Annotated in this window: 12 protein-coding genes, 2 tRNA genes and 1 pseudogene; 13 read left to right on the top strand and 2 right to left on the bottom strand. The window is 40.3% G+C overall.

The features are described 5' to 3' along the window. Positions 1–327 precede the first annotated feature (327 nt). The 3 genes from WS44_RS03765 to WS44_RS03775 all read left to right on the top strand — a co-directional run bounded on the left by WS44_RS03765 (position 328) and on the right by WS44_RS03775 (position 1281). Positions 328–726, top strand: coding sequence for an iron-sulfur cluster biosynthesis family protein (locus WS44_RS03765; RefSeq protein WP_014565634.1), 399 nt, complete (start codon positions 328–330; stop codon positions 724–726). A gap of 367 nt (positions 727–1093) precedes the next feature. Next, positions 1094–1175, top strand: a tRNA-Tyr gene (locus WS44_RS03770). Between the two features lie 34 nt (positions 1176–1209). Then, a tRNA-Gln gene (locus tag WS44_RS03775) sits at positions 1210–1281 on the top strand. Positions 1282–1523: 242 nt separating this feature from the next. On the opposite strand, the gene WS44_RS03780 is transcribed toward WS44_RS03775, so the two are convergent. Continuing rightward, on the bottom strand, positions 1524–2753 hold the full coding sequence (locus WS44_RS03780; RefSeq protein ID WP_013854585.1) for an IS110-like element ISLhe4 family transposase: 1230 nt from the start codon (positions 2751–2753) through the stop codon (positions 1524–1526). A gap of 404 nt (positions 2754–3157) precedes the next feature. Here WS44_RS03780 and WS44_RS03785 point away from each other — a divergent pair. From WS44_RS03785 to WS44_RS03795, 3 genes and pseudogenes are all read left to right on the top strand, one after another. Beyond that, positions 3158–4739: pseudogene (locus WS44_RS03785) on the top strand (peptide ABC transporter substrate-binding protein). A gap of 151 nt (positions 4740–4890) precedes the next feature. Next, positions 4891–6006, top strand: a complete 1116-nt coding sequence (locus WS44_RS03790; RefSeq protein ID WP_046433211.1) for a hypothetical protein — start codon at positions 4891–4893, stop codon at positions 6004–6006. 94 nt (positions 6007–6100) lie between these two features. Beyond that, complete coding sequence (locus WS44_RS03795; RefSeq protein ID WP_013437341.1) at positions 6101–6802, top strand: GntR family transcriptional regulator; 702 nt, start codon at positions 6101–6103, stop codon at positions 6800–6802. 63 nt (positions 6803–6865) lie between these two features. On the opposite strand, the gene tagD is transcribed toward WS44_RS03795, so the two are convergent. Further along, positions 6866–7252, bottom strand: coding sequence for a glycerol-3-phosphate cytidylyltransferase (gene tagD, locus WS44_RS03800; protein WP_013437345.1), 387 nt, complete (start codon positions 7250–7252; stop codon positions 6866–6868). A 129-nt stretch (positions 7253–7381) separates the two neighbouring features. On the opposite strand from tagD, the gene WS44_RS03805 reads away from it, so the two are divergent. The 7 genes from WS44_RS03805 (at position 7382) to WS44_RS03835 (ending at position 17132) form a co-directional block, all read left to right on the top strand. Then, positions 7382–8110 carry a WecB/TagA/CpsF family glycosyltransferase gene (locus tag WS44_RS03805; protein WP_013437346.1) on the top strand — a complete coding sequence of 243 codons (729 nt, stop codon included), beginning with the start codon at positions 7382–7384 and terminating at the stop codon, positions 8108–8110. A gap of 7 nt (positions 8111–8117) precedes the next feature. Beyond that, positions 8118–9206 (top strand): glycosyltransferase family 4 protein, encoded by a 1089-nt coding sequence (locus tag WS44_RS03810; RefSeq protein WP_013437347.1) that lies wholly within the window; start codon positions 8118–8120, stop codon positions 9204–9206. Between the two features lie 81 nt (positions 9207–9287). After that, positions 9288–10766, top strand: coding sequence for a nicotinate phosphoribosyltransferase (locus WS44_RS03815; protein ID WP_013437348.1), 1479 nt, complete (start codon positions 9288–9290; stop codon positions 10764–10766). After that, the gene (nadE, locus tag WS44_RS03820) at positions 10763–11593 is read left to right on the top strand and encodes an ammonia-dependent NAD(+) synthetase (RefSeq protein ID WP_046433214.1); all 831 of its coding nucleotides are present in this window, start codon (positions 10763–10765) and stop codon (positions 11591–11593) included. Before WS44_RS03815 ends, nadE begins: the two co-directional genes overlap by 4 nt. Positions 11594–11767: 174 nt before the next feature. Beyond that, the gene (locus WS44_RS03825; RefSeq protein WP_270781241.1) at positions 11768–14455 is read left to right on the top strand and encodes a calcium-translocating P-type ATPase, PMCA-type; all 2688 of its coding nucleotides are present in this window, start codon (positions 11768–11770) and stop codon (positions 14453–14455) included. 91 nt (positions 14456–14546) lie between these two features. Beyond that, positions 14547–15698 (top strand): CDP-glycerol--glycerophosphate glycerophosphotransferase, encoded by a 1152-nt coding sequence (locus WS44_RS03830; RefSeq protein ID WP_013641601.1) that lies wholly within the window; start codon positions 14547–14549, stop codon positions 15696–15698. 3 nt (positions 15699–15701) lie between these two features. Then, positions 15702–17132, top strand: a complete 1431-nt coding sequence (locus WS44_RS03835) for an oligosaccharide flippase family protein (protein ID WP_013641602.1) — start codon at positions 15702–15704, stop codon at positions 17130–17132.

Genomic DNA, 17132 nt, shown 5'->3' on the forward strand with positions numbered 1-17132 from the left:
GATCATGAAGACTAGCCTGTGTGGTTCATATCTATAGTCATACATGTGCATCCCCACCTTACTATGCTAAGCGAATATACGTTCACTTGCTTGATAATGTTATTATACGAAAATATGTTTGTATTATCAATAATTAGTTGATGTTTTGGGTGATACAAAATACGAGAAAGGTGTTATATTAAAGGTGTAAAGAAGTCATTGCATGGTCTCCTGAGAGCAATGGCTTTTTTCTTTTGAAAAAAATTTACATTTCTTGATGTAGATCAATTTCTTTACTAACACTTTTCGCTATAATTTAATTAACGAAAATGAAAAGGAGAGAGACCTATGTTGAAGATTACATTCACTGATAAGGCAATGGATTACTTAAAGAGAAGAGAAATTGCAGACAAGACTTTGATTTTGATCACCGACGATGGTGGTGGCAAGTATTCTATCAAGGGTGGAGGCTGCAGCATTGGTTCCCACTTTTCAATTATCTGGGTTGATCAAGTTGATCCCGATTATCCTGTAGAGCTTGAGAACGATCAAGGCTTGAAGATTTACACTTCAAAATACGATATGACGATGATGGGACCAAACATGGTGATGGACTATGACGCCGGTAGCTTGAATCTTCGTTCTGACGAAGGAATTCTTGACGGTGGTGTAGAAATTGGCAATGGTGCCGCATTAATCAAGGCTAATAAAAACGTTAAGATGGGCGCTGTTGAGTGGCGTTGTTAATGAGCGTAAATTTTGATATATTAAAGACGAAGAGTTTGCCATAATTGCATTTGGATTCAATGCAAAGGCACAGAAGTCATTACTCTAGAAACCACAATAAAAGTAATGGCTTTTGTTTTTACTATTATAATTAATAGTTCAATTTGTAGTTAACCATTATCAAATGTGATACATTAGAAATGTAGTATAACTTGCTTGCATTTGGATTCAATGCAAAGTAATAAAGCCGGTACTCTAAATTCCACAAAAAATGAGTAACGACTTTTGTTTTTACCCATTTTTTAGCCAAATGCAAAAAATGAAAACTTTTTTCAATTTTCCCTTGCATTTGAACTAGATATTCGTTATTATAATTAAGTCAGCTAACGGAGGAGTAGCGAAGTGGCTAAACGCGGCGGTCTGTAAAACCGCTCTCTCTGAGTTCGGCGGTTCGAATCCACCCTCCTCCATTGTTGAGCAACAAGTAAAAAGCTCAGCTGGTATTGGGTTATAGCCAAGTGGTAAGGCAATGGTTTTTGGTACCATCATGCGCTGGTTCGAATCCAGCTAACCCAATAGTTCTTTAAGAACACCCAACCCTAATTTGAAAGAAACGTCTTATGACGTTTCTTTTTTCTACCTTAAGTCAAGTAATATCAATAATTTAATAGATTATTTTATTAGAATTATTGGTACGAATGAAGCTAATTAAGTTAGAAAACTAAATTTATTAATAATTATATGTAACACAAATAAGCCTATGAGTACTTGTAGTTTTTTCATAGGTTGTTATACTGAAGTTGATCATTTGATTTCAACTAAAGTCTTTGGTTATGTGTGGCTACGTTGTAATCATATAATTGATCATGTTTGATAAGAGCAAACATTGTACGTATCAGTTTATGAACTGATGCAATGGCGATTTTCTTATAGCCCCGGCTATTTGAAGATCGTTTTTTCTTATCATAATAATCAGTGATATGACAAGGCTGAGTAGCTTTGACAGTTTCCATTTGAGTAATTGTTCGATAAAGAATCTTTCTAGCTAAGTGATTGCCATGTTTGGTTATTCCTAAATGACTGTCCTTTTCACCTGATTGATAGCGGCCTGGATCAATGCCAACAAAGGCATCAATTTGGGCTGAAGTATCAAACCGTCTTAAATCACCTAATTCGGCTACCAACCTAACAGCAGTAGTTTTGGCAATGCCAGGAATACTCTCATAGATATTCAAAGACCGTGCATTTGCTTGCATAGCAAGCTTTTCCATATAATTGATCACATTATCTCTTTCAGCACTTAGAGAAAGCAAATTGGCAATATTACGCTGAATTGCTCGAATAGTAATACTGCTTTCATTGTCATATGGATAAGCTTGTCTGGCTAAGGCATAGAGCCTAGTTGTTAAATAATGAGCTCTTTGTCTGCCAATTCCTGAAATGGCCAACAAACTTTGAAAGACCTGGTTTTCATTGTGATTTAAAACATATTGTGCATGCGGGAATAAGCTGACAATCGTCCAATAAACTCTGCCAGATGAAGTTGAAAGGATACTCTCTATCTGAGGAAAAGTAGACTGCAAATTACGATGGAGCTGATTTTTATTGATTATCAGGGCTTGAGTAAGCTCTTCGTAATAACGACTCGCATTTTGCAGTTCATGATATTCCTTAGGTTGAGGAGCACGCAATTTTTGTGGCGCATTGAATTGAATTAAAGCTAACCGATAAGCATCAACTTTATCGGTTTTATTATGCCTTAGATTATTGTCCATCAGCTTCTTAGCCTTTAAGGGATTAAGCTTTAAATACTTGATATGATAATCTTCTAAAAAAGCCTGTAAACTCAATGAATAAACTCCCGTAGCTTCAAAAACTACTAAAGGCGTGATCAAGTATTGATTTAAACGATCCAATAGATCTTGATAGCCAAAGGAATCATTAGTAATCTTAAAGGTTTCACCTTGCTTAATTCGATCAATTACTACACAAACTGTAGACGATTTACTGCTAACATCAATGCCAAAGATAATATTTTGTTTCATCATTCTAACCTCCAAGTGAAGACAAACAGTTTTATCAACCTATTAATTCTCATTTTCTGAACTCGGCATCAAGTGCCCACAGACTTCGAAGAGACTTATAAATAGGCGGTAAAGCAGTCCGTTTTCTTTTCGACGTTACACGTCCAAAAGAACCAAGACTTTATTTGCTTTATCTTCACTTTCTATTTTAGACAAAATAAAAAGTGCCAGATCATGAATCCGTCGATTCATGATCCAACACTAGGTTAGTATGTTTTCTGTCTAAAAAATTTACTATAGGTAAAATCTATAGCAGCTATTGAGACAAAGTATTGTTAATTTTTTCCTTCATCATGCACACTAATAAAATGTAAGTGAAAGGAAATAACGTGAAGAACAAAAATAAGTTTTTACTCGGAATTGTAACTATGACTGCAGCTGGGGTACTCGCAGCATGTTCTAATTCAAATACTGGTTCATCCTCATCAAAACAAGTAATGAATACAGCAACTTCAAACGAAATTTCCACGCTGGATTCAAGTAAGTGTGGCGATACAACTAGTTCGGAAGCTTTACAAAACTCAATGGAAGGTCTTTACCATTTTGACAAAAATAACCGCGCTAAACTTGCAGGGGCAACTAGCGTAAAAGTTTCTAACGGCAATAGAGTTTATACCTATAATTTAAGAAAAAACGCTAAGTGGTCTAACGGCGATCCCATTACCGCCCAAGACTACGTTACTGGTTGGTGCAGAACCCGTCGATCCTAAGAATTCATCCCTCGATAGCGACAGTTACGCCATCATTAGGAACGGTACCAAGATCACCCAAGGCAAGGCCAAGGTTAACTCACTCGGCATCAAGGCTTTAGGCAAATATCGTCTTCAAGTTACTTTAGCTAACCCAATTCCATATTTGCCAGAAATCTTAGAGGGTGCGCAATTTTATCCTCAGGATACCAAGGTAGTTAACAAGCTTGGTAGTAAATACGGAACTTCCAGCAGGAACCTGGTCTACAACGGTCCATTCACAGTGAAGGGCTGGACTGGCTCTAATCTTAAGTGGACGCTTCAAAAGAGCAACACTTACTGGAACAAGAAGTCAGTCAAACTCGACAAGGTCAACATGCAAGTGATCCAAACTACCTCAACTGGCGTGAACTTGTTCAGAAGTGGCAGCTTGGACTACGCTCTACTTAGTTCAGACTTCGTCAAACAATACCAAAACAACAAAGACTATCACTCACAAGTAACACCAACAAATGGCTACATGACTTTTGACCTTAAGCGAAAGACTACCGGAAACGTTCACGTAAGACGTGCTATCAGTCAGGCTATTAACAAAAAGCAATTGGTTGCCACAGTGCTCCACGCTGGTCGTCCAGCTAACGGTATCGTTACTTCCAACTTCATTACCGACAAGTCAACTGGTAACGACTATCGTAAAAACGCCGGCGACATGGTTACCTACAACGTAAAAAACGCTTGCAAGGAATAGAAGATCGCTCAAAGACAATTGGGTCAAAAGAAGATCACTCTTGAACTTCTTACTTCCGACATCGACGACGCTAAGTGTGTAGGTGAATTCATCCAAAGTGATTTGATGCGTAACTTGCCAGGTTTGACCATCAATGGGCGTTCAATCCCACTTAAGTCACGTTTATCAAACACTACTAACCACAACTACGACTTTGTCTATGGTACTTGGCAACCAAGTTACGAAGATCCACTCGACTTCTTAACTGTCGGCGGTCTATTCAACTTGGAACAAGACTATCGCAACCGCAACTTCTGGCACCAAATCGATCTTGTGCGTTCAACTTACGCTAACGATCCTAAGCAAAGACTGCAAGCTTTGATTAATGCAGAACGGCAAATGATCCAAAAGGATGCCTTTGCGACTCCACTTTATCAAGCGGGAGCTTCGTACTTGCTTAAGCCAAACGTACAAGGCTTCAAGCTTTCACCATACGGCAACGTAGCTTACTACTGGAATGTTAAGATGAAATAAACTAAATAAAACAAGTAATAATAAGTCTAAAAATACGAGTAGAACTTGGTCAATTTGATCAAGTTCTATTTTTGCTAGGCAAAAGTTACCCATTGCTAGCAGAAAACAAATATAATAGTAATTGGCTTTTTTAGAGTAAGGGGAATGTTGAATGGCTAGAATAATCAGAGTTGGAGGTTCAAGCAGCGAAACAAGTTGGCACGAAGCGTTAAAAGATTTGCGTGCCGATGACGTTTTAATGCTGGGGCCTGGCTTTTACTATTTGCCACAAGGCTTAACACTAACAGATATCACAATTAAAGGGACAGGATCCGTCCCAGAAGATACGACAATTGAAGGCTACATCAGCGTTTCAGATGATAGCCGCTATGTCACTTTAGAAAATTTATGCATTAATACCAGCACTGACAACAACAGTCTTTTCGTCCCAGTTGAAAGTGATGGTTATTTGACGCTACGTAATTGCTTTATCAAGGGTAATGGCACCGACACTGCCGCGATCGCTGTGAACGGGAAGGTAACCGTTGAACTTTATTCAACTAAGGTGATTAACGGCTCTGTTTCCATGTACGAAAATGCTAATTTCCGTTTGGAAATGAATGATTCCGAAATCGACTACAAGTCTGATAAATACTGTGCTTTGGCCTTAGAAGGGCAGGGCACCGCGATTATCAATAATTCCAACATCCACGGTAGCATCAACACTTTTGCCAAAACCAACGCAGAACTTGATATTAATAATTCCGAAGCCGATTATATTTTATTGCACGGACAAACCTGGATGAACATGCTCAACAGTACGGTGCGTGCTAAGGATGATTCATGTCTTTACCTCAGCGACGACTGCTGGAGCAACATCATGAACAGCAAGTTCAACGGCGGCGTTTATATCGATAAAAAGACGCGGACGATTATCCAAAACAGCACCATCAACCGCATGGTGGTTATTAATGAGGCAAAAGTCACAATGAGCAATTCAACTGTGACCGCCCACAGTGATTTTCAAGATCAATCCAGCTGTGAAGCAACACGTGTCAGCTTTATGGGCAACATGGATTATGAATACTTCTTGGCATTGAGCGGCAACGCTAACTTGCGCGGTCATGATTTACTGCTTCATCCCAACGGCGCCGATTTGGCTATTCAAGACGAAGCCAAGTTGCACACCAACGTCATCGCCGACAAAGGTGAGAAGCTCAGCGTGGAATGTGATAAGCGTCCGAATGTGTACATTTTAGGTGTTCAATGGACCACTAAAAGAAAATAGCATGGTAAAATTATTCTACCGTATTAAATGCAATCTAGACCAATTTGCTTTATAATAACAGGTAGTATTAGAGGACTTTGGAGGGCGACATATTATGGAAGAACCTATGTATATCAAGATCCATAATCAGATCAAGCGCGATATTGAAAATCATGTGTACAAAGTGGGAGACAGAATTCCAGCTGAACGTCAATTATCAGTGAAGTTTGGCGTTTCAAGAATGACTTTGCGTCAAGCAATCAAGACACTGGAAGAAGAAGGGATTCTTGAACGGCGCCTGGGCAGCGGTACTTATGTAGCTAGCCAAAAGGTGCAGGAAAGAATGTCAGGGATCATGTCATTTACCGATATTACTAAGGCAAATGGTCAAGTTCCTTCCAGCAAGTTGACATCTTACCAAATTGGCAACCCATCATTGTCAGAAAAGGAACGCCTGATGCTTAAGAAGGACGAAAAGGTTCTACGCATGGAGAGAATTCGTTACGCTGACGATGTGCCAATTTGTTATGAAGTAGTTACTGTGCCTTACTACTTGGTTAAGGACTTCTCAAAAGAAGAAGTTTCCAGCCACCTTTATGAAACGCTTGAAAAGCGTGGCGGTTTTGAAATAGGCCGAGTAACTGAACATATTTCTGCCTCAATTGCTAATGAACAAGATGCGCGCTTGTTAAAAGCTAAGAAGGGCGAAGCTTTAATTACTAGACGTCAGGTTACTGAACTGGCATCAGGTCAACCATTTGAATATACGCGTGCTCGCTATGTAGCCGAAAGATTTGAATTCACTTTCTCTAAGTAATAGATAGGACAAAATAAAACTCCAACCTCATTCACAATTTGAATGGGATTGGAGTTTTTTGTTTTACTTCAAATCTTCTTTAATTTTGGTAGTTGAAATACCTGGCGTTCTTGGCAAGTAAACGACGTCACAGTAAGGCTTCAAAAAGTCGAATTTACCTTTCCAGTCGTCACCCATCACGAAGGTGTCGATGTTGTATTTCTTCACGTCGTCGATCTTCTGATCCCAGTCTTTTTCAGGGATGACCTTATCAACGTAGCGGATAGCTTCCAAGATGTATTTTCTTTCTGGGTAAGTGTTGTAGGCTTCCTTGTGCTTCTTGAATTCGTTGAATTCATCAGTTGAAAGCCCCACGATTAGATAATCGCCTAATTCTTTTGCACGTTTAAGCAGGCGCACATGACCATAATGAAGCAGGTCGAATGTGCCATAAGTAATTACTCTCTTCATGTTGTCTCCTTTGATTAAAACAATCTTATCATGTTTAAAGAAAATATGAAACTTGGACTTCATTCACTTACTTGTCTGATCAAATGGTAAAATAGAAAACAGATGAGAATACGCGCGAGGTGTACAAAAATGGACAAAGTTAATGTTTTAGGCGTTGATTTTGATAATAAGACTTTTAATCAATTTCAAAATGAATTTATTGAGCGATTGAATAATCACTTATCTACTTTTGTAGTAACAGCCAATCCCGAAATCGTGATGGCAGCTAATGAAAATCCCGAGTTTATGAAAATCTTAAAAAACGACACGGATTACATTACCGCTGATGGGATCGGCATTGTTAAAGCAGCTAAGATGCTTAAGCAGCCTTTGCCTGAGCGAGTAACTGGCTATGATCTTTTTACTTGGTTAATGAGCGTGGCTAACGACCGCGGCAGTCGAGTTTACCTAATCGGTGCTAAGCCACAAGTAATCCACGCAGTCCAAGCAAAAGTGGCTAAGGAATATCCTAATATCAACTTGGTTGGTGCCGAAGACGGCTACTTTACCGACGATTTAGAGCTGGTAGCTCGCAGAATCGCCAAGACCCAACCAGACATGGTTTTTGCGGCCTTAGGTTTTCCTAAGCAAGAGCAACTACTCGCAATTTTGCGCAGAAATGAACTTCCTGCTCTAATGATGGGAGTTGGCGGAAGTTTTGACGTCTTTTCCGGTATGGTTAAAAGAGCGCCAGAAGCGTTCCAAAAGACGCACTTAGAATGGTTTTATCGTTTAATTACTAATCCAACTCGTTTCAAGCGAATGCTGGTTTTGCCGCAGTTCGTAGCACGAGTTCAACAATCGAAGAGAGGAAAATAATCACAGAATGAAGGTTTTGCATGTAAATGCTGGTCTTGAAAATGGCGGCGGCCTATCGCATATTGTAAATTTATTAACCGAGGCCAAACAGGAAGGCAAGGACTTCGAATTATTAACTTTAGCAGAAGGTCCTGTTGCGCAGGCAGCACGTGAACACGGGATTGAGACTCATGTTTTGGGCGCAAATAGCCGTTATGATTTAGCCAGTTTGAAGAAATTAACCCGCTTTATCAATGATGGTGACTACGACATCGTGCATACTCACGGAGCTAGGGCCAACTTATTTCTCTCACTGATTCATAAGAAGATTAAGGCAACTTGGTGCATTACGGTGCACTCTGATCCTTATTTGGACTTTGCTGGTCGCAGCCTTTTAGGCAAGATTTTCACCAGTTTGAATATCCGTGCCTTAAGAAAGGCTGACTGTGTTTTTGCGGTGACTGAGTGTTTTGCCAGATTGCTCATTAATAAAGCACAGGTGGATAAAAATAAGGTGCACGTCATCTATAACGGCATTGTTTTCCACAACGACAGCGAAATCCCTGCTAAATATGAACACACATACTTCAATATTATCAACGTTGCTCGTACCGAAAAGGTAAAGGGCCAAGAATTGCTGCTTAAGGCGGTTAAACAGCTCAACGACCAGCATATTCGTTTGCACATCGCAGGCGATGGCAGTCAGCTTGAGCCGCTTAAGGCTTTGACGAGACAATTAAACATGGCTCCACAAGTAACTTTCCACGGCTTTATGACGCATCATCAATTGAGCAGCTTGTATAAACGCATCGACCTTGCCGTTTTGACCTCATATTCCGAAAGTTTTCCACTTGTGCTTTTAGAGGCAACCGATAATTTAATTCCTATTTTATCCACAGACGTAGGCGACATTCATAAGATGATCCCTGGGCCAGAATATGGTTTTATCGCTAAAGTGGGCGACATTGATTCCATTGCCAAGCAGGTTAATTTAGCAGTAAACAAGTCAAATAAGGAACTCCGTCAAATGGCTCATGCCGAAAAACGTTATGCTGAAGAACATTTTTCAATTAAGAATCAATTGGATTCAATTTTGGCTGTATATCGTACGTTTTGAGTCGAAGAATAGTCATACGTTCGTAATGGTTGTATAATAAAAAACAAAATCATAATTTTTTAATTAACAGAAAGGGAAACAATGTTTTACCCAGAATTAGACAAAGACGATTCTTTGGCTTTACACACTGATTTATACGAAATTAACATGATGTACACCTACTTCAAGAAGGGCATCGCAGATCGCAACGCCGTTTTTGAAGTCTTCTATCGTAAAGAGCCGTTCGGCAACGGTTATGCCGTTTACGCAGGTCTTGAACACGTCATCGATTACTTGAAGAATTTAAAATTCAAGGAAAGCGACCTTCAATATTTGAAAGAACAAGAAGATTACGATGATGACTTTATTGACTACTTACGCAATTTAAAGCTCAAGCTCACCATCCGTTCAATGAGAGAAGGGGAATTGGTCTTCGCTAATGAACCAATCCTTCAAGTTGAAGGTCCTCTTGCTCAATGTCAATTAGTTGAAACTGCTATTTTGAACATCATCAACTTCCAGACTTTACTTGCTACTAAAGCAGCACGTATTAAGTTGGCTGTTCAAGATGACAGCATAATGGAATTTGGTTCACGTCGTGCTCAAGAAACTGACGCAGCTATTTGGGGTACTAGAGCCGCTTATATTGGCGGTTTTGACTCAACTAGTAACGTGCGTGCTGGTAAGTTATTCAATATTCCAATTTCAGGTACTCATGCTCACTCTTTAGTTGAAGCATTCGGCAGCGAATACGAAGCCTTCAAGGCATACGCTGAAACCCACAAGGATTGTGTCTTCTTGGTTGATACTTACGACACTGTTAGAAGTGGTGTGCCTAACGCGATCAAGGTTGCCAACGAAATGGGCGACAAGATCAACTTCTTGGGTGTTCGTATCGACTCCGGCGACATGGCTTACATTTCTAAACAAGTTCGTAAGGAATTGGACGATGCCGGCTATCCTAACGCTAAGATTTTTGCTTCAAATGATTTAGACGAAAATACCATCACTAACTTGAAGATGCAAGGTGCCAAGATCGATGTTTGGGGTATCGGTACTAAGTTTATTACCGCTTATGATCAACCAGCCCTTGGCGCAGTTTACAAGTTAGTTGCCATGGAAGATGACGTTCACGCAATGCGTGACACTTTGAAGATTTCTTCAAACGCAATCAAGGTTTCTACTCCAGGCAAGAAGCAAGTATGGCGTATCAGTGCCAACACTGCTAAGAAAAATGAAGGTGACTGGGTATCTCGCTACGACGAAGACCCACGTAAGTTTGATGCATTGTTCATGTTCCACCCTCAATACACTTACATCAACAAGGTGGTTACTGATTACACTGCTATTCCGCTTTTGCACGATATCTTTAAGGAAGGTAAGCTCGTTTACAAACAACCTAGCCTTGATGAAATTAAGAAGTTCTGTGCTGACAACCTTGATGGCTTATGGGATGAATACAAGCGTAGCTTGAATCCACAAGAATACCCAGTAGACTTGTCACAAAACTTATACGAAAGTAAAATGAATCTTATTCAAGACATTCGTCGTAAGATTAGAGAAAGAAGCATTGGTCGATGAGAGAATTACAAAAAGAAATTATTGCTTATGAGCATGTTCAACCTGAAATTGATCCTAAGAAGGAAATCAGACGTTCAATCGATTTCTTAAAGAATTACTTGAAGGCTAACCCATTTCTTAAGTCATATGTTTTAGGTATTTCTGGTGGTCAAGACTCAACTTTGACTGGTAAGTTATGCCAAATGGCAATGGAAGAAATGCGTAAAGAAACTGGCGATGATTCTTACCAATTTATCGCTGTTCGTTTGCCATACGGTGTTCAAGTTGACGCAGATGATGCGGCTGATGCTGTTAAGTTTCAACACCCAGATCAAGATTTGATCGTTAACATCAAGGAACCAGTTGACGCCATGGTTAAGGCAGTTGAAGCAACTGGCCAAAAGATTACCGACTTTAACAAGGGTAACATCAAGGCCCGTGAAAGAATGGTCGTTCAATACGCTATCGCTGGTGCTAACAACGGTGCAGTTGTAGGTACTGACCACGCCGCTGAAAACTTCTGTGGTTTCTACACTAAGTTCGGTGATGGTGCTGCCGATTTGACTCCATTGTTCCGTTTAGACAAGCGTCAAGGCAAGATGCTTTTGAAAGAATTAGGTTGTCCTGAACACCTTTACGAAAAGGCACCTACTGCTGACCTTGAAGAAGAAAAGCCAGACTTGCCGGACGAAGTTGCACTTGGTGTAACTTACAAGGAAATTGACGATTACCTTGAAGGAAAAGAAGTTTCTGACAAGGCTGCTAACCAAATTGAAAAATTATGGAACAAGAGTAAACACAAGCGTCATTTGCCAGTTACTGTTTTCGATGATTTCTACAAAAAGTAAAATTATTCGCTAAAACTTGTGAAAGTTTAAAAATTTTCTTATAATAAACTTATCATAAGGGAGTGACGGCAATTTGCTTGCGATAAACTCAACAGCCGAAGCTATTATACTTCTGGGTTTATCTTAATTTGTGAGACTTATGTGCTACAAGCATGTAAGTCTCTTTTTGTTTATATTAAGGAGGAAACTAAATTGGCTAAGAAATATTACACCGAGTCAGTACCCGATGTGGAAAAAGAGCTAAAAACATCCCTCGATGCCGGACTAAGCGATAGCGAAGCCAAAGCCAGACTTGAAAAGTATGGCCCCAATGCTTTAGCTGCTAAAAAGAAGGAGAGCATGTTTATGCGCTTCATCGATCAATTCAAGGATTTCATGATCATTGTTTTGATCATCGCCGCCATTTTATCCGGTGTAGTTGCTAAAGAATGGACCGATGCAGCAATCATCATGATCGTTGTTATCTTGAACGCCATTTTAGGTGTCTTTCAAGAGGCAAGAAGTGAAGCTGCGATTGAAGCCCTAAAGGATATGGCCACGCCGGAAGCGCATGTCCGGCGTAACGACGCAATCATTACGATTCCAAGTACCGAATTGGTACCAGGCGACATCGTTTTGCTTGAAGCCGGTGACGTTGTTCCAGCTGACTTGCGTTTGAATTTGGCAAGTAGTTTGAAGATTGAAGAATCAGCCTTGACTGGTGAATCTGTCCCAGTTGAAAAGAAGATTGAGACTTTATCTGGCGATGATATTGCTTTGGGTGACCGTGTGAACATGGCATATTCCAACACTAACGTTACTTACGGACGTGGTGAAGGTATTGTAGTTAGCACGGGGATGCACACCGAAGTTGGTAAGATCGCTACAATGCTTAACAATGCCGATGAAACTGATACTCCTTTGAAGCAGAACTTAACCCAGTTGGGTAAGACTTTAACCATCATGATTTTGGCAATCTGTGTGATTGTCTTTGCCGTTGGTGTGTTAAAAGCAAATCCAGCCGACCGTAATTCTACTTTGATGATTAACATGTTCTTAGTTGCCGTATCACTTGCCGTAGCTGCAATTCCAGAAGGACTTCCAGCTATTGTTACGATTATTTTGGCATTAGGAACCCAAACGATGGCTAAACATAAGGCAATCGTTAGAAAATTGCCTGCCGTTGAAACTTTGGGTGCTACCGACATTATTTGTTCAGATAAGACTGGTACTTTGACCCAAAACAGAATGACCGTTGAAAAGGTCTTCCATGACGGCGCAGTTCACGACGACAGCGACAAGATTAGCGAAACTAATCCTGCACTTTTGTCCATGGTTTTAGCCAACGATACTCAAATTGAAAACGGTGGTAACCTTTTAGGTGACCCAACCGAAACTGCTTTGATTCAATTTGCTTTCGATCAAAGTATTGACGTAGAAACTTTGCTTAAAAAGTACAAGCGTGTCCAAGAAGTACCATTTGATTCAGAACGTAAATTGATGAGTACTGTTAACGTAGATGGTGATAAATACTATGTTGCCGTTAAGGGTGCTCCTGATATGCTTTTGAAGCGTATTACTAAGATTGATATTAACGGTAAGATTGAACCAATCACCGATGAAGACAAGAAAAATATTCTTGAAACTAACAAGAATATGGCCAAGAAAGCTTTGCGTGTGCTGGGTTTGGCTTACAAGACCGTTGATGAACTTTATGATGATCCGTCCACTGACAATGTCGAACAAGATTTGATCTTTGCTGGACTTGTCGGCATGATCGACCCAGAACGTGGTGAAGCTAAGGACGCTGTTGCCGAAGCTAAGAGTGCTGGTATTAGAACCGTTATGATCACTGGTGACCACCAAACTACTGCTCAAGCTATCGCAGAACGTTTGGGTATTATTGGAAAAGGTCAAGACGAGCGCGTTTTAACCGGTGCTGAACTTGATAAATTGAGCGACGACTACTTCACCAAGCACGTTGGCGACTACAGTGTTTATGCCCGTGTTTCTCCAGAACACAAGGTAAGAATCGTTAAGGCATGGCAAGCAAACAACAAGATCGTTGCTATGACCGGTGACGGTGTTAATGATGCTCCAAGTTTGAAGCAAGCCGACATTGGTATCGGTATGGGTATCACTGGTACTGAAGTATCAAAGGGTGCCAGTGATATGGTTTTAGCCGATGATAACTTCGCTACGATCGTTGAAGCTGTTAAGCAAGGACGTAAGGTCTTCAGTAACATCCAAAAAGCTATTTTGTACTTAATGAGTTGTAACGTTGGTGAAGTTTTAACTGTCTTCATGATGACTATGCTTGGCTGGGACATTTTGGCTCCAGTACAACTTCTTTGGATCAACTTGGTAACTGATACTTTGCCAGCTATCGCCTTAGGTGTTGAACCAGTTGAAGATGGGATTATGAAGCGTAAGCCTCGTGGTAAGAATTCTAACTTCTTCAGCGGCGGTGTTGCTAGCTCCATTGTTTACCAAGGTATTTTGGAAGGTATCTTAGTCTTGGGTGCTTACCAAATCGGTCTTCACGTTGGTCCACACGTAGGTGATCCATCCATGCAACATGGGGATGCTTTAACCATGGCCTTCCTTACTTTGGGACTTATCCAGTTGTTCCACGCAATTAACTCTAAGTTTATTCACCAATCAATTTTCAGAAAGCATACTTTTGCCAACAAATGGTTCAATGGTGCGATTATTATCTCAGCTTTGATTATGGCAGCCGTTGAATTGCCATTCATGACTAAGTTCTTCGATGTAACTGAACTTGACGGTGATCAATGGTTAGTCATCCTTGTTGCTGGTATCTGCATGATCTTGATTGTGGAAATCGTCAAATTCTTCCAAAGAAGAATGGGAAAAGAATAAAGTTTAACAAAAATAAATAAAAAAGCTTGAGTTTGTTCAAGCTTTTTTATTATGCTTAAAAGTAAGATTATTTTTTTAGGAAGTTGTTTAAATGAAAAGTTTTTTGTTTCGTCTTTATTTAGCCTGGATGAAGTTTCGTGCGCGTTTTACCACAATGGAAGACAACACGATCGTGGTGTTAAACGGTTCGGGTCGTTCAGGTTCAAATGGCTATGCTTTTTACAAGTGGCTCTTAGTTAACCACCCTGAATTTAACACTACATTGGTTGAACCATGGCCATCATCTCACCTTAAGTGGGAAACTTGGCAAAAGATTGGGGCAGCGCGTTACGTAATCACCACGCACCAGCCTTTTAAGGTGCGCAAACACCAGATTAATGTGCAATTGTGGCACGGTGTTCCACTGAAGCGAATGGGCATCATGGCCAACAATACTAAGTACCGTGACAACAAGCGCAATGAAAAACTGTGGCACAAAACAGCTGATATCGTGGCCTCAAGTTCTGATTTATACGAGACCTTAATGAGTGCCTGCATGGCAATTGAGACTAAGAAGTACCACAAAATTGGTTTTCCTAGATTGGACTTGCTTGATTCGCCAGTAATTTCTAAAAAGCAGCTGTTAAAAGACCTGTTCAAGACTGAAGATGATCAAGCACAAATCGGCATCTACATGCCAACTTTTAGATATGAGCTTGAAGATAAGACCATCATGGATAAGATCAAGGAAGGAAACTTCTTTGCCTTTGAAGATTTTGATGGCGAAAGGTTAAATGAAGAGCTCAAAAGGCGTCACCAATATTTAATCGTGAAATTGCATCCCTACGAGATGCGCTTATTTAGTGCTTTCAAGAGTAATTACTCTAACATCGCATTTTTGAACAATGACTACTTATTTGATCATGACTATGACTTGTACGAATTGCTCGGCGATACCGACTTCTTGATGACCGACTTCTCATCAATTTACTTCGACTATTTGCATTTAAACAAGCCGATCGTGTTCGTAACCAACTTCCTGAAGCAATATGAAAAAACACGTGGCCTGTTGATGGGACCATACAGCGAGATTACGCCAGGGATCAGCGTAAATTCTGAACAAGAATTGATTAACCACCTTGATCACTTGGACAACCAACAAATTGCTAACCGTAGGCTTTACTGGCTGCATTTGACTAGTCAAGTAAAGGGACCATACTGTGAAAAGGTCTTTAAGTATATGACGCAAGAATATAGAGGGTAGAATATGCGCAAAACGTTTTTAAATATTCTTTATAACGCGATCTATCAAATTTTTATTGTCTTGGTGCCGTTAATCACGGTGCCATATTTGTCTAGAGTTTTAGGACCAAAAACCTATGGGATCTACAGCAGTGTTAACAACACTGTGCAGTTTTTGATGATCTTTTGTATCCTGTCAGTTTCTTATGTAGGGATGCGGACGATCTCGCGTACGCGGACTTATGGTACGCCTGAAGAATTGACTAGAGCCTTCTGGGGTCTTTGGTACTTCCAAGGTATTGCCGGTTTAATTACGATTGCCATTACGGTCTTTGTAACGACAGTCTTTCACATTCAATACTGGTTCTACCTTTTACTCATGGTGCCATATTTAATTTCAGCGCAGGTCGATATTTCCTGGTTCTTCCAAGGATTAGCCGACTTCGGTCGCGTTGTTTTGAAAAACACGGCGGTAAGGCTGGTCAGCGTGGTTTTGATTTTGCTTTGGGTAAAATCACCAGCCGATTTGTGGAAGTACTTACTGATTATGTCGGTATCAACGATGCTGGGTTCATTCGTCTTTTGGTTTGACATCCACCGTTACGTTGGCAGACCCGTAGCTCATTTTTATAAATTCAAGAAAACGGCCATTGCGATCGGAACTTTGATGATTCCGCAGATTGCGACGCAGATTTATACTTCGCTTGATAAACCAATCTTGGGTCTGTTTGCCGGTTCAGCACAGGTATCTTTCTACGATAACTCGCAGCGTATCTCCAACATGATTTTAGGCGTTATCACTAGTATTTCCCTGGTTATCATGCCTAAAATGGCCAGTGAAGGCAAAGAGACGCAAAAAGTGGTCATGAAAAAATCACTGGAAGCTACTGTTATGTTAGGTACATTGTTTGCCGTGATCATCATGGCTAATACCAAGCAATTTGTACCGTTCTTCTTTGGTGATAAATATATTCCGATGACGCCACTCATGTTTTGGTTTACTTTGACCATCATCATGATTCCAACCGGTGGTGTTTTTGCCAACCAGTTTGCCTTAGCTAACCAGCGTGATAAGGACTATGCTTTTCCTGTAGTGATCGGTGCGATCGTTGAAATCGTGTTAAGTTACATCCTTGACCGTCCATACGGCGCTTGGGGTGCCATGATTGCTATTTTGATTACGGAAGCCGTAGTTTTAGTATTGCGTTTGTGGGTAGTGCGCGACGGCTATGACTTTGCTTATGTCTTCCATGATGTGCCAAAGTATTTCTTGATCGCTATTATTACGTTAGCTGTTGGCATGTTTATGCCTAACTTGATTCATTCAGCCTTTTTCAACATGGCAGTTAAATCAATTATCATGTTAGTAATTTACCTAGGTTTGATGTTCTTACTAAAGCTGGACTTCAACGAAGACATTATCAAGTTAGTCAAAAATTTCTTTAAACGAGGTTAA

This window comes from Lactobacillus sp. N54.MGS-719 (assembly GCF_000980505.1).
Lineage (GTDB): Bacteria > Bacillota > Bacilli > Lactobacillales > Lactobacillaceae > Lactobacillus > Lactobacillus amylovorus.

Bases quoted from the DNA above. Each gene is read 5' to 3' on its own strand.
- WS44_RS03810 (WP_013437347.1), top strand. From the start codon at position 8,118: ATGAAGGTTTTGCATGTAAATGCTGGTCTTGAAAATGGCGGCGGCCTA.
- WS44_RS03765 (WP_014565634.1), top strand. From the start codon at position 328: ATGTTGAAGATTACATTCACTGATAAGGCAATGGATTACTTAAAGAGA.
- WS44_RS03815 (WP_013437348.1), top strand. From the start codon at position 9,288: ATGTTTTACCCAGAATTAGACAAAGACGATTCTTTGGCTTTACACACT.
- WS44_RS03835 (WP_013641602.1), top strand. From the start codon at position 15,702: ATGCGCAAAACGTTTTTAAATATTCTTTATAACGCGATCTATCAAATT.
- nadE (WP_046433214.1), top strand. From the start codon at position 10,763: ATGAGAGAATTACAAAAAGAAATTATTGCTTATGAGCATGTTCAACCT.
- tagD (WP_013437345.1), bottom strand. From the start codon at position 7,252: ATGAAGAGAGTAATTACTTATGGCACATTCGACCTGCTTCATTATGGT.
- WS44_RS03790 (WP_046433211.1), top strand. From the start codon at position 4,891: ATGGCTAGAATAATCAGAGTTGGAGGTTCAAGCAGCGAAACAAGTTGG.
- WS44_RS03830 (WP_013641601.1), top strand. From the start codon at position 14,547: ATGAAAAGTTTTTTGTTTCGTCTTTATTTAGCCTGGATGAAGTTTCGT.
- WS44_RS03780 (WP_013854585.1), bottom strand. From the start codon at position 2,753: ATGATGAAACAAAATATTATCTTTGGCATTGATGTTAGCAGTAAATCG.
- WS44_RS03805 (WP_013437346.1), top strand. From the start codon at position 7,382: ATGGACAAAGTTAATGTTTTAGGCGTTGATTTTGATAATAAGACTTTT.
- WS44_RS03795 (WP_013437341.1), top strand. From the start codon at position 6,101: ATGGAAGAACCTATGTATATCAAGATCCATAATCAGATCAAGCGCGAT.